Genomic DNA, 22,212 nt, shown 5'->3' with positions numbered 1-22,212 from the left:
CCCCCGTCAATACCACCCGCTGGCTATTTGCCCATGCTTGCCTGGCTTTTAGTCTGCCTATAACTCCAGATCCCGCGAATGCAAGAGCGCCGGCCGGGTCTGAACCGTGGATGGGGAACCATGAACACTTCAATCAGTACCGCCTACAACTACAAGGTGGTCCGCCAATTCGCCATTATGACGGTGATATGGGGCATCGTCGGCATGGGGCTCGGGGTTTTCCTCGCCGCCCAATTGGTCTGGCCCGAACTCAACTTCAACCTGCCGTGGACCAGCTTCGGCCGCCTACGCCCGTTGCACACCAACGCGGTGATCTTCGCCTTCGGTGGCTGTGCACTGTTCGCCAGTTCCTACTACTCGGTGCAACGCACCTGCCAGACCCAGCTGTTTGCGCCGAAGATCGCGGCGTTCACCTTCTGGGGCTGGCAACTGGTGATCCTCCTGGCGGCCATCAGCCTGCCGCTGGGCTACACCAGTTCCAAGGAATACGCCGAACTGGAATGGCCGATCGATATCCTGATCACCATCGTCTGGGTCGCCTACGCCATCGTGTTCTTCGGCACGTTGGCGAAGCGCACCACCAAGCACATCTATGTCGGTAACTGGTTTTTCGGCGCCTTCATCATCACCGTGGCGATCCTGCATATCGTCAACAACCTGGAACTGCCGGTCAGCCTGACCAAGTCCTACTCGATCTACTCCGGCGCGACCGACGCCATGGTCCAGTGGTGGTATGGGCATAACGCGGTGGGCTTCTTCCTGACCGCCGGCTTCCTCGGGATGATGTACTACTTCGTGCCGAAACAGGCCGAGCGCCCGGTGTACTCCTATCGCCTGTCCATCGTCCATTTCTGGGCGCTGATCACCCTGTACATCTGGGCCGGCCCGCACCACCTGCACTACACCGCCCTGCCGGACTGGGCCCAGTCCCTGGGCATGGTGATGTCGCTGATCCTCCTGGCCCCGAGCTGGGGCGGCATGATCAACGGCATGATGACCCTCTCCGGCGCCTGGCATAAGCTGCGCAGCGACCCGATCCTGCGCTTTTTGGTGGTGTCCCTGGCGTTCTACGGCATGTCGACCTTCGAAGGGCCGATGATGGCGATCAAGACCGTCAACGCCCTCTCCCACTACACCGACTGGACCATCGGCCACGTTCACGCCGGGGCGCTGGGCTGGGTGGCGATGATCTCCATCGGCGCGCTGTACCACATGATCCCGAAAATCTTCGGCCGCCCGCAGATGCACAGCATCGGCCTGATCAACGCGCACTTCTGGCTCGCGACCATTGGCACCGTACTCTACATCGCCTCGATGTGGGTCAACGGCATCGCCCAGGGCCTGATGTGGCGCGCGGTCAACGAAGACGGCACGCTGACCTACTCCTTCGTCGAAACCCTGGTGGCCAGCCACCCCGGCTACGTCGTCCGGCTGATCGGCGGGGCAATCTTCTTCAGCGGCATGTTGCTGATGGCCTACAACACCTGGCGCACCGTGCGCGGCGCGCAACCCGTCGCCGTAACCGCCGCCGCGCAGATGGCCTGAGGAGCTCGTCATGAAACACGAAGTGATTGAAAAAAACGTCGGCCTGCTGATGCTGCTGATGGTGCTGGCCGTGAGCATTGGCGGCCTGACGCAGATCGTCCCGTTGTTCTTCCAGGACGTCACCAACAAGCCGGTGGAAGGTATGAAGCCCTACACCGCGCTGCAACTGGAAGGCCGCGATATCTACATCCGCGAAGGCTGCGTCGGCTGCCACTCGCAGATGATCCGCCCGTTCCGCGCCGAAACCGAACGCTACGGGCACTACTCGGTGGCCGGTGAAAGCGTCTGGGACCACCCCTTCCTCTGGGGCTCCAAGCGCACCGGACCGGACCTGGCGCGAGTCGGCGGCCGCTACTCGGAAGACTGGCACCGCGCGCACCTGTACAACCCGCGCAACGTGGTACCGGAGTCGAAAATGCCGGCCTACCCCTGGCTGGTGGCCAACCCGCTGGACAGCAGCCTGACCGAAACCAAGCTGCGGGCCATGCGGACCCTTGGCGTGCCCTATACCGACGACGATATCGCCGGCGCCGTGACCAGCCTCAAGGGCAAGAGCGAGATGGACGCCCTGGTCGCCTACCTGCAAGTGCTCGGCACTGCGATCAAGAGCAAGAGGTGAATCATGGAAATGAGTACCGGAATGATCCGTGGCCTCGGCACCCTGGTGGTGTTTATCGCCTTTGTCGGCCTGGCCCTCTGGGTGTTCAACGCCAAGCGCGCTCCCGAGTTCGCCGAGGCCTGCATGCTGCCCTTCGCCGATGACGAGCCGCTTCCCGCCCCCCCTGAAGATCCCACTGCAACAAGGAGCACCCGGCCATGACCACCTTCTGGAGTGCGTATATCTGCGTACTGACCATCGGCAGCCTGATCGGCCTGACCTGGCTGCTGATCGGCACGCGCAAGGGTGAAACCAAGGGCAGCGTCGACCAGACCATGGGCCACAGCTTCGACGGCATCGAGGAGTACGACAATCCGCTGCCGCAGTGGTGGTTCATGCTGTTCGCCGGGACCCTGGTGTTTGCCGTCGGCTACCTGATCCTCTATCCCGGCCTGGGCAACTGGAAAGGTATCCTGCCCGGCTACGAGAACGGCTGGACCGGCGTTCACGAGTGGGAAAAGGAGATGGACAAGGCCGATGCCAAGTTTGGGCCGATCTTCGCCAAATTCGCGGCCATGCCCGTGGAAGAAGTGGCCAAGGACCCGCAAGCGCTGAAAATGGGTGGGCGCCTGTTCGCCTCCAACTGCTCGGTGTGCCATGGATCGGACGCCAAGGGCGCCTATGGTTTCCCGAACCTGGTGGAAACCACCTGGCGCTGGGGCGGCAGTGCCGACACCATCAAGCAGACCATCATGGGCGGGCGTATCGCGGCAATGCCGGCCTGGGGTGAAATCCTCGGCGAGGACGGTGTGAAGAACGTCGCCGCCTATGTCCATCATGAGCTGGGCCACCTGCCGTTGCCCGAAGGCAGCGACGCCAACCTGCAAGCCGGCCAGCAGATCTTCAGCAGCAATTGCGTGGCCTGCCACGGCCCTGAAGGCAAGGGCACCCAGGCCATGGGCGCGCCGAACCTGACCCGGCCCGCCGGGCTCATCTACGGCAGCAGCCTGGCGCAATTGCAGCAGACTATCCGCCATGGCCGCCAGGGCCATATGCCGGCCCAGAGCGAAATGCTCGGCAACGATAAAGTGCAGTTGCTCGCCGCTTATGTGTTCAGCCTCTCCCACGGCAATCAAGGAGAAAGCAAAGCCCAATAAACACCGGATATTTCCTGCCGCATCGATCAGGATGCGGCAGTTCCCTGCCTGTACGCGACCCAGTGTCGCACCTCTCCTTTAGTCCGCCTACCCACTCCCGGGAATCGGTACTAAGCTTTGCAAACTTCGATCAAACCGTATCCCCTCGCCCGCCGGTCGATTCCGGCCTTTTCGAGGGCGCGCTTTGACCTTACACCGAGCATGGAAAGGCCGCAGAATCAGCGTCGCACGGTATTGACCGAGGTCATGGCGCGTTGCAATGACCCTACATTTTATCCATACTTGCGGCCGATTTTACTTCTAATAAATATACCCAAACCGTGGAACCTTAGAATGAGCACAGCAATCAGTCCGACTGCTTATAACTATAAGGTAGTCCGCCAGTTCGCCATCATGACGGTGGTCTGGGGGATCCTTGGCATGGGGCTCGGTGTATTCATCGCCTCGCAACTGGTCTGGCCGGAGTTGAATTTCGGCCTGCCGTGGACGAGTTTTGGACGCCTGCGCCCGCTGCACACCAACCTGGTGATCTTCGCCTTCGGTGGTTGTGCATTGTTTGCCACCTCCTACTATGTCGTGCAGCGAACCTGCCAGGTACGACTGATCTCCGACGGCCTCGCGGCCTTCCACTTCTGGGGCTGGCAGGCGGTGATCGTCGGCGCCGGGATCACCCTGCCCCTGGGTTACACCACCACCAAGGAATACGCCGAACTGGAATGGCCGCTGGCTATCCTGCTGGCGATTGTCTGGGTGGTCTACGCCCTGGTTTTTTTCGGCACCATCATCAAGCGCAAGACCAAGCACATCTATGTCGGCAACTGGTTCTACGGTGCGTTCATCATCGTCACGGCGATGCTCCACATCGTGAACCACATCTCGCTGCCGGTGAGCTTCTTCAAGTCCTACTCGGCCTATGCCGGGGCAACCGATGCGATGATCCAGTGGTGGTACGGCCACAACGCCGTGGGTTTCTTCCTGACCACCGGCTTTCTCGGGATGATGTACTACTTCGTGCCGAAACAGGCCGAACGGCCGATCTACTCCTATCGTCTGTCCATCGTGCACTTCTGGGCGCTGATCACCCTGTACATCTGGGCCGGCCCGCACCACCTGCACTACACCGCCCTGCCGGACTGGGCCCAGTCCCTGGGCATGGCGATGTCGATCATCCTCCTGGCCCCGAGCTGGGGCGGCATGATCAACGGCATGATGACCCTCTCGGGCGCCTGGCATAAGCTGCGCACCGACCCGATCCTGCGATTCCTGGTGGTGTCCCTGGCGTTCTACGGCATGTCGACCTTCGAAGGGCCGATGATGGCGATCAAGACCGTCAACTCGTTGTCCCACTACACCGACTGGACCATCGGCCACGTGCATGCCGGGGCCCTGGGCTGGGTGGCGATGATCTCCATCGGCTCGCTGTACCACATGATCCCGAAAATCTTCGGCCGTCCGCAGATGCACAGCGTCGGGCTGATCAACGTGCACTTCTGGCTCGCGACCATCGGCACCGTGCTCTACATCGCCTCGATGTGGGTCAACGGCATCACCCAGGGCCTGATGTGGCGCGCGATCAACGACGACGGCACCCTGACCTATTCCTTCGTCGAAGCGCTGCAGGCCAGCCACCCCGGCTATATCGTCCGCGCCATCGGCGGTGCGTTCTTCGCCAGTGGCATGCTGTTCATGGCCTACAACGTGTTCCGTACCGTTCGCGCCTCGGACCCGGCTGAAGCTGAAGCCGCCGCTCAGATCGCTGTCGCTGGAGCTCACTGATGAAGCACGAAGTAGTCGAGAAGAATATCGGCCTGCTGGCCTTCTTCATGGTCATCGCCGTGAGCATTGGCGGCCTGACCCAGATCGTCCCGCTGTTCTTCCAGGACGTCACCAACAAGCCGGTCGAGGGCATGAAGCCACGTCCGGCGCTGGAACTGGAAGGTCGTGACATCTTTATCGCCAACGGTTGTGTCGGCTGCCACTCGCAGATGATCCGCCCGTTCCGCGCCGAGACCGAACGCTACGGACACTACTCGGTGGCCGGTGAAAGCGTCTGGGACCACCCGTTCCTCTGGGGCTCCAAGCGTACCGGGCCGGACTTGGCCCGGGTCGGCGGGCGTTACTCCGATGACTGGCACCGCGCGCACCTGTACAACCCGCGCAACGTGGTGCCCGAGTCGAAAATGCCGGCTTATCCGTTCCTGGTGGAAAACAAGCTCGACGGCAAGGACACCGCGAAGAAAATGGAAGTCCTGCGCACCCTCGGCGTCCCTTACACCGACGAAGACATCGCCGGGGCCAAGGATGCCGTGAAGGGCAAGACCGAAATGGACGCGCTGGTGGCCTACTTGCAAGGCCTGGGCACCATCATCAAAAGCAAACGGTGATCTGGATGGATATCGGGATGATTCGTGGCCTGGGCACCCTGGTGGTGATGGTGGCCTTTATCGGCCTGGCGCTGTGGGTGTTCAGCCCGCGGCGCAAGTCGGAATTCGAGGACGCGACCTTGCTGCCTTTCGCGGATGACCCCGAAGCCATCAAGCAGGTCGAAAAAGCGTCTAGGAGTAACAAAGAATGACTACGTTCTGGAGTCTGTACGTCACAGTCCTCAGCCTGGGTACCATCTTCGCCCTGACCTGGTTGCTGCTGTCCACCCGCAAGGGCCAGCGCGCCGAGCAGACCGACGAGACGGTTGGCCACTCCTTCGACGGTATCGAGGAGTATGACAACCCGCTGCCCAAATGGTGGTTCATGCTGTTCGTCGGCACCATCGTCTTTGCCCTCGGCTATCTGGCCCTGTACCCGGGCCTGGGCAATTGGAAAGGCCTGCTGCCGGGTTACAATTACCTCGACAACGATAAGCAGACCCCCTTCGCCAACGGCCAGAACGGCTGGACCGGCGTACACGAGTGGGAAAAGGAAATGGCCCGCTCGGATGCCAAGTTCGGGCCGATCTTCGCCAAGTACGCGGCCATGCCCATCGAGGACGTGGCCAAGGACCCGCAAGCGCTGAAGATGGGCGCGCGCCTGTTCGCCTCCAACTGCTCGGTGTGCCACGGTTCCGACGCCAAGGGCGCCTATGGCTTCCCCAACCTGACCGACGAAGACTGGCGCTGGGGCGGCGAGCCGGAAACCATCAAGACCACCATCATGGGCGGTCGCCATGCGGTGATGCCGGCCTGGGCCGAGGTCATTGGTGAGCAAGGCGTGGCCGATGTCGCCTCGTTCGTGCTGACCAACCTCGACGGCCGCAAGCTGCCGGAAGGCGCCAAGGCCGACCCGGTGGCGGGGCAGAAACTCTTCGCCACCAACTGCGTGGCTTGCCACGGTCCTGAAGGCAAGGGCACCCCGGCCATGGGTGCGCCGAACCTGACGCACCCGGCGGCCTTCATCTACGGTTCGAGCTTCGCGCAGCTGCAACAGACCATCCGTTATGGTCGCCAGGGGCAGATGCCGGCCCAGGCCCAGTTGCAGGGCAACGACAAGGTTCACTTGCTCGCCGCCTATGTCTACAGCCTGTCCCAAGGTGACAACAAGCCCGCTGAATAAGTGCGTTTGAGCAACAACAGACGGCCCCGCCAGCACAACTGGCGGGGCCGTTTTGATTACCCGCGGCCGGTGTTCAGCACACCGTAAACACCCCGCCGACCGGGTAATCGGAGCTCGCCATAGCCTGCGCCAATCCGCCCCCGTCCACGATCAATCATCTATAGTCAATTGACCTGGATCATGCTTTGTTACATCTACTACACCATACTGAGCGCTGACCCAACGCGACCAAAGGTCGCACCCTTGGAGCACAGGGACCGGCGTATCATTGAGCCACTGCACTACTCTTTCTGATCGCGGTCGGCACGTACTGACCGAGGCATTTCCCCCAGCCGTGGGACGCAATGATGAGCAACCAGATTCCGCTACACGACGTCACGCCACCTGCCAAACCCGCCAACGCAACCGTCGACCTCTACGCGTCGCGAGAGAAAATCTACACCCGAGCCTTCACTGGCCTGTTCCGCAACCTGCGCATGGCCGGTGGTGCCGCCTTGTTCCTGCTGTACTTCGGTACTGTGTGGCTGGACTGGGGCGGTCACCAGGCGGTGTGGTGGAACCTGCCCGAGCGCAAGTTCTTCATCTTCGGCGCGACCTTCTGGCCCCAGGACTTTATCCTGCTCTCGGGCCTGTTGATCATCGCCGCCTTCGGCCTGTTCTTCATCACCGTCTATGCCGGGCGGGTCTGGTGCGGCTATACCTGCCCGCAAAGCGTCTGGACCTGGATCTTCATGTGGTGCGAGAAGGTCACCGAAGGCGACCGCAACCAACGCATCAAGCTCGACAAGGCGCCCATGGGCGCGAATAAATTCCTGCGCAAACTCGCCAAGCACAGCCTGTGGCTGCTGATCGGCTTTGTCACCGGCATGACCTTTGTTGGCTACTTCTCGCCGATTCGCGAACTGATGATCAGCTTCTTCACCGGCGAGGCCGATGGCTGGTCGTATTTCTGGGTCGGTTTCTTCACCCTCGCCACCTACGGCAACGCCGGCTGGCTGCGCGAGCAGGTGTGCATCTACATGTGCCCCTATGCGCGCTTCCAGAGCGTGATGTTCGACAAGGACACCCTGATCGTCTCCTACGACCCGCGCCGGGGCGAAGACCGTGGCCCGCGCAAGAAAGGCGCCGACTACAAGGCCCAGGGCCTGGGCGACTGCATCGACTGCACGATGTGCGTGCAGGTCTGCCCCACCGGCATCGACATCCGCGACGGCCTGCAGATCGAGTGCATCGGTTGCGCCGCCTGCATCGACGCCTGCGACAGCATCATGGACAAGATGCAGTACCCGCGCGGGCTGATCAGCTACACCACCGAACACAACCTTTCCGGACAGAAAACCCATAAGCTGCGGCCACGCCTGATCGGTTATGCGCTGGTCCTGCTGACCATGATCGGCCTGTTGGTGGCGGCGTTCTTCATGCGCCCACTGGTGGGCTTCGACGTCAGCAAGGACCGGGTGCTGTACCGCGAGAATGCCCAGGGGCGGATCGAAAACGTCTACAGCCTGAAGATCATGAACAAGGATCAGCGCGACCACACCTATGTCCTCGACGCCAGCGGCTTGCCCGACCTGAAACTGCAGGGCAAGCGCGAAATCCACGTGGCCGCCGGCGAGATTTTCAGTATGCCGATGGAGCTGTCCAGCGCCCCCGAGCAACTGCCGTCGAGTACCAACGAGGTGAAATTCACCTTGCGCGACGCCGATAACGACAGCGTTCATATTGAAGCCAAGAGCCGATTCATCGGCCCGCAAATCCGTTAAGGAAAGACACGATGCCCGCAGCCACTGCCGCAAGCCCTTGGTACAAGCACCTCTGGCCCTGGATCCTGATCGGGATCATGGCCTGCTCGGTGACCCTGACCCTGTCGATGGTGACCATTGCGGTGAAGAACCCGGACAACCTGGTCAACGACAACTACTACGAGGCTGGCAAGGGCATCAACCGCTCCCTGGACCGCGAACTGCTGGCCCAGAGCCTGAAGCTGCATGCCAGTGTGCATCTGGATGAAGTCACCGGCGAAGTCGACTTGCGCCTGCGGGGCAACAGCCAGCCGGCCAGCGTCGAGCTGAACCTGATCTCGCCAACCCAGCCGGAGAAGGACCGCAAGGTCACCCTGAACCGCAGCGCCAGCGAACCGGGGCGCTATATCGGGCAACTGGCCGACAAGATCGAAGGCCGGCGCTTCGTCGAGTTGCTGGGGGTCGAAGGCGACAAGACCTGGCGTCTGTTCGAAGAAGAGCAGATCAGCCAGGACAAGGACCTGAAGCTGGGCGACGAACCGCTGCAAGGCGCCGAAGACCTGAGCAAATAAATACGATCCGCTTCTGTAGGAGCCGGCTTGCTGGCGATGGCGATCTCACAGTCGATATCTCTATCGCCAGGTAAACCGCTATCGCCAGCAAGCCGGCTCCTACAGTGACCAATGGCGCCTATGACAACCCCCATACCCTGCTACCACTGCGCCCTGCCCGTCCCCTCCGGCAGTCGCTTCACCGCTGTCGTGCTGGGCGAGCCCCGCGAGTTCTGCTGCCCGGGTTGCCAGGCGGTGGCCCAGGCGATTGTCGCCGGCGGCCTGGAACACTATTACAGCCATCGCAGTGAAACCTCGGCCAACCCCGAGAGCCTGCCGATGCAATTACGGGACGAACTGGCGCTGTACGATCGCGCCGATGTGCAGCAACCTTTCGTCCGCCACGACGGCGAGCTCGCCGAAGCCACCCTGCTGATGGAAGGCATCAGTTGCGCCGCCTGCGGCTGGCTGATCGAGAAACACCTGCTCGGCCTGCCCGCCATGGCCGAGGCGCGGCTGAACCTGTCCAATCACCGCCTGCAAGTACGCTGGGCAGACCGCCAACTGCCGTTGAGCCAGATCCTCGGCGAACTGCGTCATATCGGCTATGCCGCACACCCCTATCAGGCCGACCAGGCCAGCGAACAGCTCGCCAGCGAAAACCGCAAATCCCTGCGCCAACTGGGCCTGGCTGGCCTGCTGTGGTTCCAGGCAATGATGGCGACCATGGCGACCTGGCCGGAATTCAATATCGACCTCAGCCCGGAACTGCACACCATTCTGCGCTGGGTGGCGTTGTTCCTGACCACGCCCATTGTATTCTATAGCTGTGCGCCGTTCTTTCGCGGCGCCTTTCGCGACCTGCGCACCCGCCACCTGACCATGGATGTCTCGGTCTCGCTGGCCATCGGCAGCGCCTACTGCGCCGGAATCTGGACCGCGATCAGCGGGGTCGGCGAACTCTACTTCGATGCCGTGGGCATGTTCGCCCTGTTCCTGCTGGCCGGTCGCTACCTGGAGCGCCGCGCCCGTGAACGCACCGCCGCGGCCACCGCGCAACTGGTCAACCTGCTGCCGGCGTCCTGCCTGCGCCTGGGAGCCGACGGCCAGAGCGAACGCATCCTGCTCAGTGAGCTGCGCCTGGGTGAGCGGGTGCTGGTGCATCCTGGCGCCGTGCTGCCGGCCGACGGGCGGATTGTCGAAGGCCAGTCGAGCATCGACGAATCCCTGCTGACCGGCGAGTACCTGCCACAGCCGCGCACCGCCGGGGATACGGTCACTGCCGGCACCCTGAACGTCGAGAGCGCGTTGACCGTCGAGGTCCTGGCTCTCGGCCAGGACACCCGTCTGTCCGCCATCGTCCGCCTGCTAGACCGCGCCCAGAGCGAAAAGCCGCGCCTGGCGCAGATCGCCGACCGCGCCGCGCAGTGGTTCCTGCTGTTCTCGTTGATCGCCGCGGCGGTCATTGGCCTGGTCTGGTGGCAACTGGATCCGACCCGGGCCTTCTGGATCGTGCTGGCGATGCTGGTCGCTACCTGCCCCTGCGCACTGTCGCTGGCCACCCCCACCGCCCTGACCGCCGCCACCGGCACCCTGCACAAACTCGGCCTGCTGCTGACCCGCGGCCATGTGCTCGAAGGCCTGAACCAGGTCGATACGGTGATTTTCGACAAGACCGGCACCCTCACCGAAGGCCGCCTGACCCTGCGCTCGATCCGCCCGCTGCGCGAGCTGGACAGCGAGCGCTGTCTGAGCCTCGCCGCCGCCCTGGAAAACCGTTCCGAACACCCGATTGCCCGCGCCTTCGGCCGGGCCCCGCAAGCCGCCGAAGAGGTGCATGGCACACCCGGACTGGGCCTTGAAGGCCGGGTCGGTGAACAGTTGCTGCGCATCGGTCAGGCGGCGTTTGTCTGCGAACTCGGCGCGTTTCCCCTACCGCCGACGCCAGACGAAGCCGGACAATGGCTGCTGCTGGGCGATACTCGCGGGCCACTGGCCTGGTTTGTCCTCGACGACCGCCTGCGTGACGACGCCCCGGCCTTGCTGGCAGCCTGTCGGGCGCGGGGCTGGCGCACGCTGCTGCTGTCCGGTGACAGCTCGCCAATGGTCGCCAGCGTCGCCGCCGAACTGGGCATCGACGAGGCCCGTGGTGGCCTGCGCCCGGACGACAAGTTGCAGGTGCTGCGGGACTTGCATCGCCAGGGGCACAAGGTGCTGATGCTCGGTGACGGCGTGAATGACGTCCCGGTCCTGGCCGCCGCCGATATCAGCGTGGCCATGGGCTCGGCCACCGACCTGGCCAAGACCAGCGCCGACGCGGTGCTGCTGTCCAATCGCCTGGGCGCCCTGGTGCAAGCCATCAACCTCGCCCGGCGGACCCGGCGGATCATCATCGAGAACCTGATCTGGGCCAGCCTGTACAATGGCCTGATGTTGCCGTTCGCCGCCCTCGGCTGGATCACCCCGGTGTGGGCCGCGATCGGCATGTCCATCAGCTCGCTGACCGTGGTGCTCAATGCCTTGCGCCTGACGCGCCTGCCCGGCGCGCCGACGCTCACGACCACGCCAGATACCCGCCCGCTGCCGGCCTGAGCCGCGCGGGCATGGAGTTCCCATGCCAGCTCTGTACATCATGATCCCCGCCGCGCTGCTGATCGTGGCCATCGCCGTCTATATCTTCTTCTGGGCCGTGGACAGCGGCCAGTACGACGACCTCGAAGGCCCAGCGCACAGCATCCTGTTCGACGACCAGGACCCGAAGCACACCGCCGCCGTCGAAGAGACCCAGCCCGCCAAGGACAAGCACGACAAGGCGCCTCCCCGTGCTTGAACTGGCGCCCCTGCTGGTTTCAGCGGTGATTCTCGGCCTGCTCGGCGGTGGTCATTGCCTGGGCATGTGCGGCGGCCTGATGGGCGCCCTGACCCTGGCGATTCCGCCGGAACAGCGCAGTCGGCGCTTTCGCCTGCTGTTGGCCTACAACCTGGGGCGGATTCTCAGCTATGCCGCTGCCGGCCTGCTGATCGGCCTGGCCGGCTGGGCCGTGGCCAGCAGCCCGGCGGCGTTGTTCCTGCGGGTAATCGCCGGACTGCTGTTGATCAGCATGGGCCTGTACCTGGCCGGCTGGTGGAGCGGCCTGACCCGCATCGAAAGCCTCGGGCGCGGTCTGTGGCGACATATCCAGCCGCTGGCCAACCGCCTGCTGCCGGTGTCGAGCCTGCCCCGCGCCTTGCTGCTGGGCGCGCTCTGGGGCTGGCTGCCGTGCGGGTTGGTCTACAGCACCCTGCTCTGGGCGGCGAGCCAGGGCAATGCCCTCGACAGCGCGCTGTTGATGCTGGCCTTCGGCCTGGGCACCTGGCCAGTGCTGCTGGCCACCGGGCTGGCGGCGGAGCGGGTCACCGCCGTGCTGCGCAAACGCAGCGTGCGCATGAGCGGTGGCCTGCTGGTGATCCTGTTCGGCCTGTGGACCTTGCCTGGCCCGCACCAGCATTGGTTGATGGGGCACTGATCCGCCCTGAACGCACACGCTCTCCTGTAGGAGAGCATGTGCATCAGCCTCATACCCCCGTTGACGCAAATCAAGATGCCCCCTCGGCCCTCCCCCTAGACTCGGGATATTGCAGCCAATCCGGGGGAATGCCCGCATGCTCGACGCCATCCGTTGGGATTCAGATCTGATCCACCGCTACGACCTCGCGGGACCGCGCTACACCTCCTATCCCACGGCCGTACAATTCAACAGCCAGGTCGGCACCTTCGACCTGCTCCATGCCCTGCGCGACAGCCGCAAGGCCCTGCGGCCGCTGTCGCTGTACGTGCACGTGCCGTTCTGCGCGAACATCTGCTACTACTGCGCCTGCAACAAGGTCATCACCAAGGACCGCGGCCGCTCCCAGCCCTACCTGCAGCGCCTGGAACAGGAAATCCAGCTGGTCGCCTGCCACCTGAATCCGGCGCAGAAGGTCGAGCAACTGCACCTGGGCGGTGGCACCCCGACTTTTCTCAGTCATGACGAACTGCGGCAACTGATGACCTGCCTGCGCGAGCACTTCAACCTGTTGGACGACGACTCCGGCGACTACGGCATCGAAATCGATCCGCGGGAAGCCGACTGGTCGACCATGGGCCTACTGCGCGAGCTGGGCTTCAACCGGGTCAGTGTCGGCCTGCAGGACCTCGACCCGAACGTACAGCGGGCGGTCAACCGCCTGCAAAGCCTGGAAGAAACCCGGGCGATCATCGAGGCGGCGCGAACCCTGCAGTTCCGCTCGATCAATGTCGACCTGATCTATGGCCTGCCCAAGCAGACCCCGGATAACTTCGCCCGAACCGTCGACGAAGTGATCAACCTGCAACCCGACCGTTTGTCGGTGTTCAACTATGCGCACCTGCCCGAGCGCTTCATGCCGCAGCGGCGGATCAACGGCAATGAACTGCCAGCACCGGCCGACAAACTGGAAATGCTCCACCGCACCATCGAGCAGCTCACCGCCGCCGGCTACCGTTATATCGGCATGGACCACTTCGCCCTGCCCGACGACGAACTGGCGATTGCCCAGGAAGAGTCGACCCTGCAACGCAATTTCCAGGGCTACACCACCCACGGCCATTGCGACCTGATCGGCCTGGGCGTCTCGGCCATCAGCCAGATCGGCGATCTCTACTGCCAGAACAGCAGTGACCTGAACCAGTACCAGAACACCCTCGCCAGTGCGCAACTGGCCACCAGCCGGGGCCTGTTGTGCAACGCCGACGACCGCCTGCGCCGGGCCGTGATCCAGCAGATCATCTGTAACCTCAGCCTGGAGTTCGCCGATATCGAGCGCCAGTTCAATATCGACTTCGGCGGTTACTTCGCCGCGCTCTGGCCACGCCTGACGGAGATGGCCGCGGACGGCCTGATCGAACTCGACCGCGAACGCCTCACGGTCCTGCCGGCGGGACGCCTGCTGGTCCGGTCGGTGTGCATGGTCTTCGATGCCTATCTGGATCAGCAGAACCGCCAGCGGTTCTCACGGGTGATTTGACTGATCGAGCCGTTTTCGGCCAGCCCCGCCTGCACGGGTGCGCTATTTTGGCGCAGGCTGGCCTGAGCGCCCCTTGCTGGGTTACCCTTACGTCTTATGTGTGTTTTCCCACAAGGATTTAAGAAATGTCCGACCCCGTGAAATTGCGCGCCCATAGTCAGGCCCATTGCAAGGATTGCAGCCTGGCCCCTCTTTGCCTGCCACTTTCGCTGAACCTCGAGGACATGGACGCGCTGGACGAAATCGTCAAGCGTGGCCGACCACTGAAGAAAGGCGAGTTCCTGTTCCGCCAGGGCGACACCTTCGGCTCGGTCTACGCCGTGCGTTCCGGGGCGCTGAAGACCTTCAGCCTGAGCGACGGCGGCGAAGAGCAGATCACCGGCTTTCACCTGCCGAGCGAACTGGTCGGGCTGTCGGGCATGGACACCGAGACCTATCCGGTCTCGGCCCAGGCGCTGGAAACCACCTCGGTCTGTGAGATCCCCTTCGAGCGCCTCGACGAACTGGCCCTGCAACTGCCGCAACTGCGCCGGCAGTTGATGCGGGTGATGAGCCGAGAAATTCGCGACGACCAGCAAATGATGTTGCTGCTGTCGAAAAAGACCGCCGACGAGCGCATCGCCACTTTCCTGGTCAACCTCTCGGCGCGTTTCCGCGCCCGGGGGTTCTCGGCCAACCAGTTCCGCCTGAGCATGTCGCGCAACGAGATCGGCAACTACCTGGGGCTGGCAGTGGAAACCGTCTCGCGGGTCTTTACCCGCTTTCAGAGCAACGAGTTGATCGCCGCCGAAGGCAAGGAAGTGCATATCCTCGATCCGATTCAGCTCTGTGCACTGGCGGGTGGATCGCTGGAGGGCTGATTCGAACGCTGTAGAGAAACGCGATCCCTGTAGGAGCCAGCTTGCTGGCGATGCGATCTGACTGCCGACATCGTTGTCGCCTGGAAAATCGCCATCGCCAGCAAGCTGGCGCCTACAGGTACGGTGTTTCCTGGTGAAATACCGTCAGCTAGCCCAGCACTTCACTCAACGGAATAAAGTTCACCCAGTCGCCTTCCACCAGGGTGCTCTCCTCCAACACCTCGACCAAGCCCTCGGCCCAGGCCGCGCTGCGCAGCACGCCGGAGCTCTGGTTGCGGTAGATCGTCGCCCTGCCGTTCTCCAGGCGCCCGCGCAGATATTCGCGGCGATTACCCGGTTTGGGCCAGACAAAACCGGCCGGCACCTTGAACTGCAACGGCTGAACCTCCCGCACGCCTTGCCGGCGTAACAGATAGGGACGGGCCAGGAGGGCAAAAGTAACCAGGGTCGAGGCCGGATTGCCCGGCAGGCCGATTACCGGCACTCCGCGAAAATGCCCGAAGGTCAGGGGCTTGCCCGGCTTGATCGCCAGCTTCCACAGCTCCAGTTCGCCCGCCTCACGCAAGGCAATCCCAAGGAAATCGGCTTCGCCCACCGACACCCCGCCCGTGGACAGGATCAGGTCGACATCGTCCAACTGCGTCAGACGCTGGCGGGTCGCCTCCAGATCATCCGGCAGGATCCCGGCATCCAGCACCTCACACCCCTGGCGCGCCAGCCAGCTGCACAGCAACACACGGTTGCTGTTGTAGATCTGTCCCGGCCCCAGCGGCTGGCCCGGTTCAACCAATTCGTCGCCGGTGGACAGCACAGCCACCCGTACCCGTCGCAGCACCTTCAGTTCGGCACAGCCCAGGGATGCCGCCAGGCCCTGCTCGATCGGCCCCAGGCGGGTTCCGGCGGTCAGCACCACTTCCCCCACCGTGGTTTCCTGGCCCTGGGGGCGGATATTCTGTCCGACCGCCAGCGCTTCGATAAAGCGTACCCGCCCATCGGCGAACACCTCGGCGTTTTCCTGCATTTCCACGCAGTCGGCCCCCGCCGGCACCGGGGCGCCGGTAAAGATTCGCGCGCAAGTCCCCGGCTTCAACGGCTCGGGGGCTTGTCCGGCAAAGATCCGCTGGCTAACCGGCAGCGGCTCGCCGTGCCAATCGGCCAGGCGCAGGGCATAACCGTCCATGGCGCTGTTGGGCCAGGGCGGCAGGTCGAGGCTGGAGACCAGGTCTTCGGCCAACACCCGGCCGTCGGCTTGCGCCAACGGCAGGTGCTGCGACTCACGGATCGGCGCAGCCTCGGCCAGCGCCAGCAGACGGGCCAGGGCAACTTCCACCGACATCAACGCACCGAGCTTGCCCGGCTTACCCACGGGATTCACAAGGCGCCGCCTGTTTCAGATGAGGGACGAAGTTGCACGGACGATGGCGTGCGTCCAACTGCTCGGCGAGGATCCCGTCCCAGCCAGTGCGCACCGCATTGGTCGAACCCGGCAGGCAGCAGACCAAAGTACCGTTGGCCAGGCCGGCGAGCGCCCGGGACTGCACGGTGGAGGTGCCGATGTCCGCCACGGAGATCTGCCGGAACAGTTCGCCAAAGCCATCGACCTGCTTGTCCAGCAGGCAGGCGACAGCTTCCGGGGTGCTGTCGCGCCCGGTAAAACCGGTACCGCCGGTGATCAGCACGACCTGGACCAGGTCTTCGGCAATCCAGCTGGCGACCTGCGCGCGAATCCGATAGAGGTCGTCCTTGAGCAATACCCGCTCGGCGAGGCGATGCCCGGCGGCGGTCAGGCGGTCGACGTAGAGCTGCCCCGAGGTGTCGGTGTCGAAGGTACGGGTGTCACTGACGGTCAAAACCGCGATGTTCAGCGGTACGAAAGGTGTATCGGCCTTGGCTTTCATAGGCTCGGTCCAGTTGAAGGAAGAACAGCCTGGTGTTATATCACAGCCTCCCTTTTCATCGCCGCTGTCGAGATTGCCCATGCCCGTGAACGACCTTTCCATTCTGCTCCTGGCCGGCGGTCGCGGCCAGCGCATGGGCGGCCAGGACAAAGGCCTGCTGGACTGGCGCGGACAACCGCTGATCGCCCATCTGCACGCCGTGGCACGCCCGTTCAGCGATGACCTGATCATTTCCTGCAACCGCAACCCGGAGCGTTACGCGGCCTACGCCGACCGGCTGGTAAGCGACGACAGCGACGATTTTCCCGGCCCCCTGGCCGGCATTCGCGCAGGCCTCGCGGTGGCCCGCCATGGGCATCTGCTGGTGCTGCCCTGCGATGTGCCGCGGATCGACGCGGCGCTGCTCACGGCCATGCTCGATGCCGTGCGCGGCGATCCGAACCGGCCGCTGATGCTGCGCCAAGGCGAACACTGGGAACCGCTGTTGTGCGTGATCCCCTGCGCATTGGCCGCAGCCTTCGAAAGCGCCTGGGCCCTGGGCGAGCGCAGCCCGCGCAAGATCATGCTGCAACTGCAGGCCCAGGCCCTGCAGTGTCCGCCGGATGATCCCCGATTGGCCAATCTGAACACCCCGGAACTGCTGCAACCCGCGAATCACTCGGCGAATGGCTCCTCGCAAGGAACTTGCTGAGCCCGTATCCGTCAGAAACTACAATGAGCGTTGTAATCCATCAGTTCTGGCATCAATCAACGCTATCCTCAAAAAACACCCTTTCCGGAGAAGTACCATGACGCAACGGACTCTTGCCGCACTCCTGCTGACAACCGCCCTCGCCGCCCTTGCCGGTTGTTCGTCGCCAACGGTGATCACCCTGAATGACGGGCGTGAAATCCAGGCGGTGGACACTCCGAAATACGACGAGGACTCAGGGTTCTACGAATTCAAGCAACTGGACGGTAAAAAGACCCGCATCAACAAGGACCAGGTGCGTACCGTCAAGGAGCTGTAAGCTCTCCGACACATCCAACACAGAGCCCGCCTTGTGCGGGCTCTGTCGTTTTTCCCGACAGCGACAGCATGCAGGCATAACCCCCGGGTACGGCCTATTCTATGGAAATACCCCACCCGGGCTCATTGACCCTTTCCGGTAGCTGAATCATGAAAGTCCTCATGCTGCACGGCCTCAATCACCACCTGTTCGGCAAGCGCGAGCCGATCCGCCATGCAGATGTCACCCTGGAACAGATCGACGCCCGCCTGCGAACGCTGGCCAGGGAGCTGGACGTGGATGTCACCAGTTTCCAGACCAACTGCGAGGGGGCGATGTGCATTCGCATCCGCCAGGGCGCCCGCGAACAGGTGGACGCAGTGCTGATCAATGCCGGTGCCTGGGCCCACAGCAGCTACGACATTCGCGACGCCCTGGCGCACTTGTCGGTACCGGTGATCGAGTTGTACATGGCCAATATCCATCGCAACGAACCCTTGCACCAGCCTTCGGTGCTGGCCGAAGTGGCGCGCGGGCAGATCTGCGGTTTCGGCGTCGACAGTTACCTGCTGGGCTTGCGGGCAGCGGTGAGCGCGGCCCAGGGCCAAGCCTGCCATTGACGGCCGCCAACATCACCAGTGCAGGACAATCTCGCTCTCGAAGCGCCGCTCCTGACCGCTGATCGGATCAATGAAGCGCAGGCCCTGGGCCAGCAGCTTGAGCGGGTTGGCGTAATCATCCACGGCATCCTTGAGCACCTGTGGATAAAACGGATCATTGCAGATACCCGCGCCAAGGGCCGCCATATGCACCCGCAACTGGTGCTTCTTGCCCGTGACCGGATACAGCGCATAGCGCCACAGCTCGGCATTTTTCTCGGCGACTTCGACAGCGGTTTCGGTATTGCTGGTGCCGGCTCCTTCGCGCATGCGGAAAAACGGTTCGCCTTCCACCAGGCGGCTTTTATGCACCAACGGGAACGACAGGTTCGGCAAGGCCCGGGCGATTGCCTCGTAGCGTTTTTCAATCTGCCGTGTCGGAAACAACCTCTGATAGGCCGAGCGACTTTCCGGATTGGCCGAGAACAGCACCAGGCCGGCGGTGTGCCGGTCGATCCGGTGCAGCGGCACCAGATTCGGGTTGTCCAGACGGCGGATCAGGCGCCGTAACAAGGTCTGCTCGACATATTCGCCGGCCGGCGTCACCGGCAGGAAATGCGGCTTGTCCGCCACCACCAGATGCTCATCGGCGTAGAGAATCGTCTCGTTCAGCGGAATTGGCGTCTCGTTCGGCACCTCGCGAAAGTAATGAATGCGCAAACCTTCGCGATAAGGCAACTGCGCGCTGATCGCCGCCCCTCCGGCGTCCAGTACCCGACCACGGGCAATGCGGTCGAGCCATTGCTCGCGGCTGATCGCCTTGAAGTGTTCGCACAGGCAGTCCAGCACCGTGGTCCACGACCCGGGTGGCAGGTACAAGGTGCTGGCCTGGTGCTCGGCGGCATTGAAGGGCAAGACGGACATGACAGGACTCGAACGGCTGGGCAAGCCGGCATTATCCCGCAAGACCCCGGCAGAACCTAGGCTCGCGGCAACCCGATCCACGCCCCGGTGGCCAGTGGCACGCCTCAGCCCGAGGCGATCTTGCTTCCCAGCAGCTTTGCCCCGGCCGCCTCGGTGTAGTCCTTCAGCCAGCGCAGCACATCCACCGCCTCCCAGCGCCCCGGATCGTAGAGCGCGTACAACAAGCCCTGGTAACCCACCACATCCAGTTGCCGGTGATAGCCCGCCCGCTGGAACAAGGCTTCGATTTCCGCGAAACAGGTATTGAAGTGCAGCTTGTTGAAAGGTGTCTTGCCTTCCGTGACCAGCCCATCCAGGCGCAACTCCAGTACCGCTTCACGCACCACATCGGCGGACATGCGATTCACGCTGGATTTCAATTGTTCGACATTGAGCATGCTTTAACCCTCTTTATCTCTCTGGATTCCGTTCCCGGGTGCGCACGTCAGGGTGGGCATCCTGTCCCAACACCGGAACGAAAACTGTATAAACATACAGTAACTGATTTTTTGATGACCCGCCAACCGATTGCCGCCGGCCGGCAGCCTTCATGATTCCCTGGGATGGACTTTTCCATAGACGTTGCCGCCGATGAACGAGCCCACCGTGCCAAGGATCACCATGGCGTAGGTCCCACCATCGATCTTTCCATACCAGGTCAACATCGCGGTGCTTACGCCAACCACCACGGTGGCCAGGAACTTGCGACCGCCCAGTTGGTTGACCAGCAGAATCGACCTCCCTTTCATTTCATTTCCTCCCTTGCACCACTGGAACGTGCTGCCTCAAACGTCATGCAGCGACGTAAGCACAGTCGTTTTTCCAGCGCAACCGCAGGTAATTTGATGAAACAGAAGGGCCGTCAAGCACGCCGCCAACAGGGGCCTGACGGAAAAGGTCAAGGCGGTTCAGCGCAGAAAGGCCACGACCTGCTCGACATCGAAGGGCCAGTCCAACTCGGCTCCGCTGTCCACCCGACGCAACACCGGAATACGCAGGCCATAGGCATCGAACAGGGTCTCACTGTCGGCGATATCCACCAGCTCCAGCAACAGGCCGTGTTCGACCAAAGGCATCAACTGCGCCTCGGCGAGTTCACAGAGATGACAACCCAAGGTGCCGAACAGCTGGCATTCAGGAGGCATGAGGCAAGGTCCGCTATCAGAGAAAAACCTATTTTAGGCCCGGGCCGTGAGGCCGTCGAGCCATGCTGGGCCACTCAGGCCGTATCGTAGCGCTTGCCCGAGGCCTCCGGGCGAAATCGGCGCTGGCAGTAGCGGGTCGCCCGCTCCGGCACCGCGGCGCCTCTCAAGCCCTGCAGTGAATACAGACGCTCCATGGACCTCTCCGTTCGACCGGGGCCTGGTCGCACGCTCCCCCAACTGGGGGTTGAGCATAGCGAAACGAGGCGGACTAGTCCTGACTCACCGCGCCGATCTTGTGAATCGAAAGATCGGCACCGTAGTACTCCTCTTCCTGGCTCAGCCGCAAGCCATGCAGCGCTTTGATCGCACCATACACGGCAAAGCCGCCGATCAGCGCCACCACCACCCCCAGCGCGGTACCGATCAACTGACTGACCAGGCTGACCCCACCCAGGCCACCCAACGCCTGCTGGCCGAAGATCCCGCAGGCAATCCCGCCCCAGACCCCGCACAGGCCGTGCAACGGCCAGACGCCGAGCACATCGTCGATCTTCCACTGGCTCTGCGCCGCGATAAAACACCAGACAAACAAGCCGCCCGCCACCACACCGGTGACCAGCGCCCCCACCGGGTGCATCAGGTCGGAACCGGCACAGATCGCCACCAGCCCGGCCAGCGGACCGTTGTGCAGGAAGCCTGGGTCGTTACGCCCGATAATCAGCGCCGCCACCGTGCCGCCGACCATGGCCATCAATGAATTGACCGCCACCAGTCCGCTCACCCCTTGCAGGGTCTGCGCGCTCATGACATTGAAGCCGAACCAGCCGACGATCAGGATCCACGAGCCCAGGGCCAGGAAGGGAATACTCGACGGCGCGAACGCCACCAGCCGCCCCTCGCGATAACGTCCCTGGCGCGGCCCCAACAACAGCACCGCCGCCAGCGCCAGCCAGCCGCCCATGGCGTGCACCACCACGGAGCCGGCGAAGTCATGAAAGCTGGCGCCAAAGCGGGCCAGCAGCCACGCCTGTAGGCCAAAGTTGCCGTTCCAGACCAGGCCTTCGAAAAACGGGTAGACGAAGGCGACGATCAGCGCGGTGGCGCACAGCTGCGGGGCAAACCGCGCCCGCTCGGCAATCCCGCCGGAAATGATCGCCGGAATCGCCGCCGCGAAGGTCAGCAGGAAGAAGAACTTCACCAGGCCATAACCGTGGTCGCCACTGATTTGCGCCGCTGGCTGCAAAAAGCTGACACCGTAGGAAACCCAGTAGCCTATAAAGAAATAGGCCAGGGTCGAAATCGCGAAGTCACTGAGGATTTTCGACAAGGCGTTGACTTGGTTTTTTTGCCGAACGGTGCCGACCTCGAGAAAGGCGAAACCGGCGTGCATGGCCAGAACCATGACCGCACCGAGCAGAATGAACAGGGTGTTGGAACCATGGACCAGAGTGTCCACAGCGCTTTGCAAGTTTTCCATGGAGACGGCAGACCTGAAGTCAGGGAAAAGCACCAAAGCAGTTCAATCGCCGCGCATTTCGCACCAGATTGGCGCCAACCCGAGCCAGGAGCGAACCGCTTTGGCGCAGGGCGAAAC

General features: G+C 63.0%; 25 protein-coding genes. 18 read left to right on the top strand and 7 right to left on the bottom strand.

What is annotated here, in order from left to right; all coding sequences use genetic code 11:
* The first annotated feature begins 120 nt into the window (after nt 1-120).
* From ccoN (AC07VG_RS16590) to fnr, 15 genes are all read left to right on the top strand, one after another.
* On the top strand, nt 121-1,545 hold the full coding sequence (gene ccoN / locus AC07VG_RS16590) for a cytochrome-c oxidase, cbb3-type subunit I (RefSeq protein ID WP_495001589.1): 1,425 nt from the start codon (nt 121-123) through the stop codon (nt 1,543-1,545).
* Nucleotides 1,546-1,555: 10 nt separating this feature from the next.
* The gene (gene ccoO, locus AC07VG_RS16585; RefSeq protein WP_495001588.1) at nt 1,556-2,164 is read left to right on the top strand and encodes a cytochrome-c oxidase, cbb3-type subunit II; all 609 of its coding nucleotides are present in this window, start codon (nt 1,556-1,558) and stop codon (nt 2,162-2,164) included.
* Nucleotides 2,165-2,167: 3 nt separating this feature from the next.
* Entirely contained in the window at nt 2,168-2,365 is a 198-nt protein-coding gene (locus AC07VG_RS16580) for a cbb3-type cytochrome oxidase subunit 3 (RefSeq protein WP_495001587.1), read from the top strand.
* Nucleotides 2,362-3,300 carry a cytochrome-c oxidase, cbb3-type subunit III gene (gene ccoP / locus AC07VG_RS16575; RefSeq protein WP_495001586.1) on the top strand — a complete coding sequence of 313 codons (939 nt, stop codon included), beginning with the start codon at nt 2,362-2,364 and terminating at the stop codon, nt 3,298-3,300. The genes AC07VG_RS16580 and ccoP (AC07VG_RS16575) overlap by 4 nt, the downstream gene beginning before the upstream one ends.
* A gap of 333 nt (nt 3,301-3,633) precedes the next feature.
* A complete protein-coding gene (ccoN, locus tag AC07VG_RS16570; protein WP_495001585.1) occupies nt 3,634-5,076 on the top strand; it encodes a cytochrome-c oxidase, cbb3-type subunit I in 1,443 nt (480 codons plus the stop codon).
* Nucleotides 5,076-5,684, top strand: a complete 609-nt coding sequence (gene ccoO / locus AC07VG_RS16565) for a cytochrome-c oxidase, cbb3-type subunit II (protein ID WP_100940578.1) — start codon at nt 5,076-5,078, stop codon at nt 5,682-5,684. The genes ccoN (AC07VG_RS16570) and ccoO (AC07VG_RS16565) overlap by 1 nt, the downstream gene beginning before the upstream one ends.
* Nucleotides 5,685-5,689: 5 nt before the next feature.
* Nucleotides 5,690-5,875 (top strand): cbb3-type cytochrome oxidase subunit 3, encoded by a 186-nt coding sequence (locus tag AC07VG_RS16560; protein ID WP_100940961.1) that lies wholly within the window; start codon nt 5,690-5,692, stop codon nt 5,873-5,875.
* Nucleotides 5,872-6,846: a cytochrome-c oxidase, cbb3-type subunit III gene (ccoP, locus tag AC07VG_RS16555; protein ID WP_495001584.1), complete on the top strand. Its 975-nt coding sequence runs from the start codon at nt 5,872-5,874 to the stop codon at nt 6,844-6,846. Before AC07VG_RS16560 ends, ccoP (AC07VG_RS16555) begins: the two co-directional genes overlap by 4 nt.
* Before the next feature lie 347 nt (nt 6,847-7,193).
* Complete coding sequence (ccoG, locus tag AC07VG_RS16550; RefSeq protein WP_495001583.1) at nt 7,194-8,609, top strand: cytochrome c oxidase accessory protein CcoG; 1,416 nt, start codon at nt 7,194-7,196, stop codon at nt 8,607-8,609.
* An 11-nt stretch (nt 8,610-8,620) separates the two neighbouring features.
* Nucleotides 8,621-9,160 (top strand): FixH family protein, encoded by a 540-nt coding sequence (locus AC07VG_RS16545; RefSeq protein WP_495001582.1) that lies wholly within the window; start codon nt 8,621-8,623, stop codon nt 9,158-9,160.
* Nucleotides 9,161-9,280: 120 nt separating this feature from the next.
* Nucleotides 9,281-11,731: a heavy metal translocating P-type ATPase gene (locus AC07VG_RS16540; RefSeq protein WP_495021548.1), complete on the top strand. Its 2,451-nt coding sequence runs from the start codon at nt 9,281-9,283 to the stop codon at nt 11,729-11,731.
* Between the two features lie 22 nt (nt 11,732-11,753).
* The gene (gene ccoS, locus AC07VG_RS16535; RefSeq protein WP_495001580.1) at nt 11,754-11,969 is read left to right on the top strand and encodes a cbb3-type cytochrome oxidase assembly protein CcoS; all 216 of its coding nucleotides are present in this window, start codon (nt 11,754-11,756) and stop codon (nt 11,967-11,969) included.
* The gene (locus AC07VG_RS16530) at nt 11,962-12,645 is read left to right on the top strand and encodes a sulfite exporter TauE/SafE family protein (RefSeq protein WP_495021547.1); all 684 of its coding nucleotides are present in this window, start codon (nt 11,962-11,964) and stop codon (nt 12,643-12,645) included. The genes ccoS and AC07VG_RS16530 overlap by 8 nt, the downstream gene beginning before the upstream one ends.
* A gap of 136 nt (nt 12,646-12,781) precedes the next feature.
* The gene (gene hemN / locus AC07VG_RS16525) at nt 12,782-14,164 is read left to right on the top strand and encodes an oxygen-independent coproporphyrinogen III oxidase (RefSeq protein WP_495001578.1); all 1,383 of its coding nucleotides are present in this window, start codon (nt 12,782-12,784) and stop codon (nt 14,162-14,164) included.
* 125 nt (nt 14,165-14,289) lie between these two features.
* Nucleotides 14,290-15,024: a fumarate/nitrate reduction transcriptional regulator Fnr gene (gene fnr / locus AC07VG_RS16520; protein WP_495001577.1), complete on the top strand. Its 735-nt coding sequence runs from the start codon at nt 14,290-14,292 to the stop codon at nt 15,022-15,024.
* 148 nt (nt 15,025-15,172) lie between these two features.
* Here fnr and AC07VG_RS16515 read toward each other — a convergent pair whose 3' ends face one another.
* Nucleotides 15,173-16,360 (bottom strand): molybdopterin molybdotransferase MoeA, encoded by a 1,188-nt coding sequence (locus tag AC07VG_RS16515; RefSeq protein WP_495021569.1) that lies wholly within the window; start codon nt 16,358-16,360, stop codon nt 15,173-15,175.
* 22 nt (nt 16,361-16,382) lie between these two features.
* Nucleotides 16,383-16,922: a molybdenum cofactor biosynthesis protein B gene (moaB, locus tag AC07VG_RS16510; RefSeq protein ID WP_495001576.1), complete on the bottom strand. Its 540-nt coding sequence runs from the start codon at nt 16,920-16,922 to the stop codon at nt 16,383-16,385.
* Nucleotides 16,923-17,001: 79 nt separating this feature from the next.
* On the opposite strand from moaB, the gene mobA reads away from it, so the two are divergent.
* The 3 genes from mobA to AC07VG_RS16495 all read left to right on the top strand — a co-directional run bounded on the left by mobA (nt 17,002) and on the right by AC07VG_RS16495 (nt 18,531).
* Entirely contained in the window at nt 17,002-17,613 is a 612-nt protein-coding gene (mobA, locus tag AC07VG_RS16505; RefSeq protein WP_495001575.1) for a molybdenum cofactor guanylyltransferase MobA, read from the top strand.
* Nucleotides 17,614-17,710: 97 nt separating this feature from the next.
* Nucleotides 17,711-17,932 (top strand): YgdI/YgdR family lipoprotein, encoded by a 222-nt coding sequence (locus AC07VG_RS16500; RefSeq protein ID WP_248796689.1) that lies wholly within the window; start codon nt 17,711-17,713, stop codon nt 17,930-17,932.
* Nucleotides 17,933-18,081: 149 nt separating this feature from the next.
* Nucleotides 18,082-18,531, top strand: a complete 450-nt coding sequence (locus tag AC07VG_RS16495; RefSeq protein ID WP_495001574.1) for a type II 3-dehydroquinate dehydratase — start codon at nt 18,082-18,084, stop codon at nt 18,529-18,531.
* 12 nt (nt 18,532-18,543) lie between these two features.
* On the opposite strand, the gene AC07VG_RS16490 is transcribed toward AC07VG_RS16495, so the two are convergent.
* The 5 genes from AC07VG_RS16490 to AC07VG_RS16470 form a co-directional block, all read right to left on the bottom strand.
* Nucleotides 18,544-19,434 (bottom strand): pseudouridine synthase, encoded by an 891-nt coding sequence (locus AC07VG_RS16490; RefSeq protein WP_495001573.1) that lies wholly within the window; start codon nt 19,432-19,434, stop codon nt 18,544-18,546.
* A gap of 104 nt (nt 19,435-19,538) precedes the next feature.
* The gene (locus AC07VG_RS16485; RefSeq protein WP_100940592.1) at nt 19,539-19,871 is read right to left on the bottom strand and encodes a transcriptional regulator; all 333 of its coding nucleotides are present in this window, start codon (nt 19,869-19,871) and stop codon (nt 19,539-19,541) included.
* 150 nt (nt 19,872-20,021) lie between these two features.
* Nucleotides 20,022-20,222, bottom strand: coding sequence for a hypothetical protein (locus tag AC07VG_RS16480; RefSeq protein ID WP_191486553.1), 201 nt, complete (start codon nt 20,220-20,222; stop codon nt 20,022-20,024).
* Nucleotides 20,223-20,381: 159 nt separating this feature from the next.
* A complete protein-coding gene (locus tag AC07VG_RS16475; protein ID WP_495001572.1) occupies nt 20,382-20,618 on the bottom strand; it encodes a glutaredoxin family protein in 237 nt (78 codons plus the stop codon).
* Between the two features lie 268 nt (nt 20,619-20,886).
* On the bottom strand, nt 20,887-22,095 hold the full coding sequence (locus tag AC07VG_RS16470; protein ID WP_495021546.1) for an ammonium transporter: 1,209 nt from the start codon (nt 22,093-22,095) through the stop codon (nt 20,887-20,889).
* Nucleotides 22,096-22,212 lie beyond the last annotated feature (117 nt).

The sequence above is a fragment of the Pseudomonas sp. GW821-FHT03C07 genome (assembly GCF_059420925.1).
The sequence above is the reverse complement of the archived record's forward strand: the minus strand, read 5'-3'. Positions and strand labels throughout refer to the sequence as shown.

What these genes read in the sequence shown, in the direction of transcription:
- ccoN (WP_495001589.1), top strand. Translation starts at nt 121, where the DNA reads ATGAACACTTCAATCAGTACCGCCTACAACTACAAGGTGGTCCGCCAA.
- ccoO (WP_495001588.1), top strand. Translation starts at nt 1,556, where the DNA reads ATGAAACACGAAGTGATTGAAAAAAACGTCGGCCTGCTGATGCTGCTG.
- AC07VG_RS16580 (WP_495001587.1), top strand. Translation starts at nt 2,168, where the DNA reads ATGGAAATGAGTACCGGAATGATCCGTGGCCTCGGCACCCTGGTGGTG.
- ccoP (WP_495001586.1), top strand. Translation starts at nt 2,362, where the DNA reads ATGACCACCTTCTGGAGTGCGTATATCTGCGTACTGACCATCGGCAGC.
- ccoN (WP_495001585.1), top strand. Translation starts at nt 3,634, where the DNA reads ATGAGCACAGCAATCAGTCCGACTGCTTATAACTATAAGGTAGTCCGC.
- ccoO (WP_100940578.1), top strand. Translation starts at nt 5,076, where the DNA reads ATGAAGCACGAAGTAGTCGAGAAGAATATCGGCCTGCTGGCCTTCTTC.
- AC07VG_RS16560 (WP_100940961.1), top strand. Translation starts at nt 5,690, where the DNA reads ATGGATATCGGGATGATTCGTGGCCTGGGCACCCTGGTGGTGATGGTG.
- ccoP (WP_495001584.1), top strand. Translation starts at nt 5,872, where the DNA reads ATGACTACGTTCTGGAGTCTGTACGTCACAGTCCTCAGCCTGGGTACC.
- ccoG (WP_495001583.1), top strand. Translation starts at nt 7,194, where the DNA reads ATGAGCAACCAGATTCCGCTACACGACGTCACGCCACCTGCCAAACCC.
- AC07VG_RS16545 (WP_495001582.1), top strand. Translation starts at nt 8,621, where the DNA reads ATGCCCGCAGCCACTGCCGCAAGCCCTTGGTACAAGCACCTCTGGCCC.
- AC07VG_RS16540 (WP_495021548.1), top strand. Translation starts at nt 9,281, where the DNA reads ATGACAACCCCCATACCCTGCTACCACTGCGCCCTGCCCGTCCCCTCC.
- ccoS (WP_495001580.1), top strand. Translation starts at nt 11,754, where the DNA reads ATGCCAGCTCTGTACATCATGATCCCCGCCGCGCTGCTGATCGTGGCC.
- hemN (WP_495001578.1), top strand. Translation starts at nt 12,782, where the DNA reads ATGCTCGACGCCATCCGTTGGGATTCAGATCTGATCCACCGCTACGAC.
- fnr (WP_495001577.1), top strand. Translation starts at nt 14,290, where the DNA reads ATGTCCGACCCCGTGAAATTGCGCGCCCATAGTCAGGCCCATTGCAAG.
- AC07VG_RS16515 (WP_495021569.1), bottom strand. Translation starts at nt 16,360, where the DNA reads ATGTCGGTGGAAGTTGCCCTGGCCCGTCTGCTGGCGCTGGCCGAGGCT.
- moaB (WP_495001576.1), bottom strand. Translation starts at nt 16,922, where the DNA reads ATGAAAGCCAAGGCCGATACACCTTTCGTACCGCTGAACATCGCGGTT.
- mobA (WP_495001575.1), top strand. Translation starts at nt 17,002, where the DNA reads ATGCCCGTGAACGACCTTTCCATTCTGCTCCTGGCCGGCGGTCGCGGC.
- AC07VG_RS16500 (WP_248796689.1), top strand. Translation starts at nt 17,711, where the DNA reads ATGACGCAACGGACTCTTGCCGCACTCCTGCTGACAACCGCCCTCGCC.
- AC07VG_RS16495 (WP_495001574.1), top strand. Translation starts at nt 18,082, where the DNA reads ATGAAAGTCCTCATGCTGCACGGCCTCAATCACCACCTGTTCGGCAAG.
- AC07VG_RS16490 (WP_495001573.1), bottom strand. Translation starts at nt 19,434, where the DNA reads ATGTCCGTCTTGCCCTTCAATGCCGCCGAGCACCAGGCCAGCACCTTG.
- AC07VG_RS16485 (WP_100940592.1), bottom strand. Translation starts at nt 19,871, where the DNA reads ATGCTCAATGTCGAACAATTGAAATCCAGCGTGAATCGCATGTCCGCC.
- AC07VG_RS16480 (WP_191486553.1), bottom strand. Translation starts at nt 20,222, where the DNA reads ATGAAAGGGAGGTCGATTCTGCTGGTCAACCAACTGGGCGGTCGCAAG.
- AC07VG_RS16475 (WP_495001572.1), bottom strand. Translation starts at nt 20,618, where the DNA reads ATGCCTCCTGAATGCCAGCTGTTCGGCACCTTGGGTTGTCATCTCTGT.
- AC07VG_RS16470 (WP_495021546.1), bottom strand. Translation starts at nt 22,095, where the DNA reads ATGGAAAACTTGCAAAGCGCTGTGGACACTCTGGTCCATGGTTCCAAC.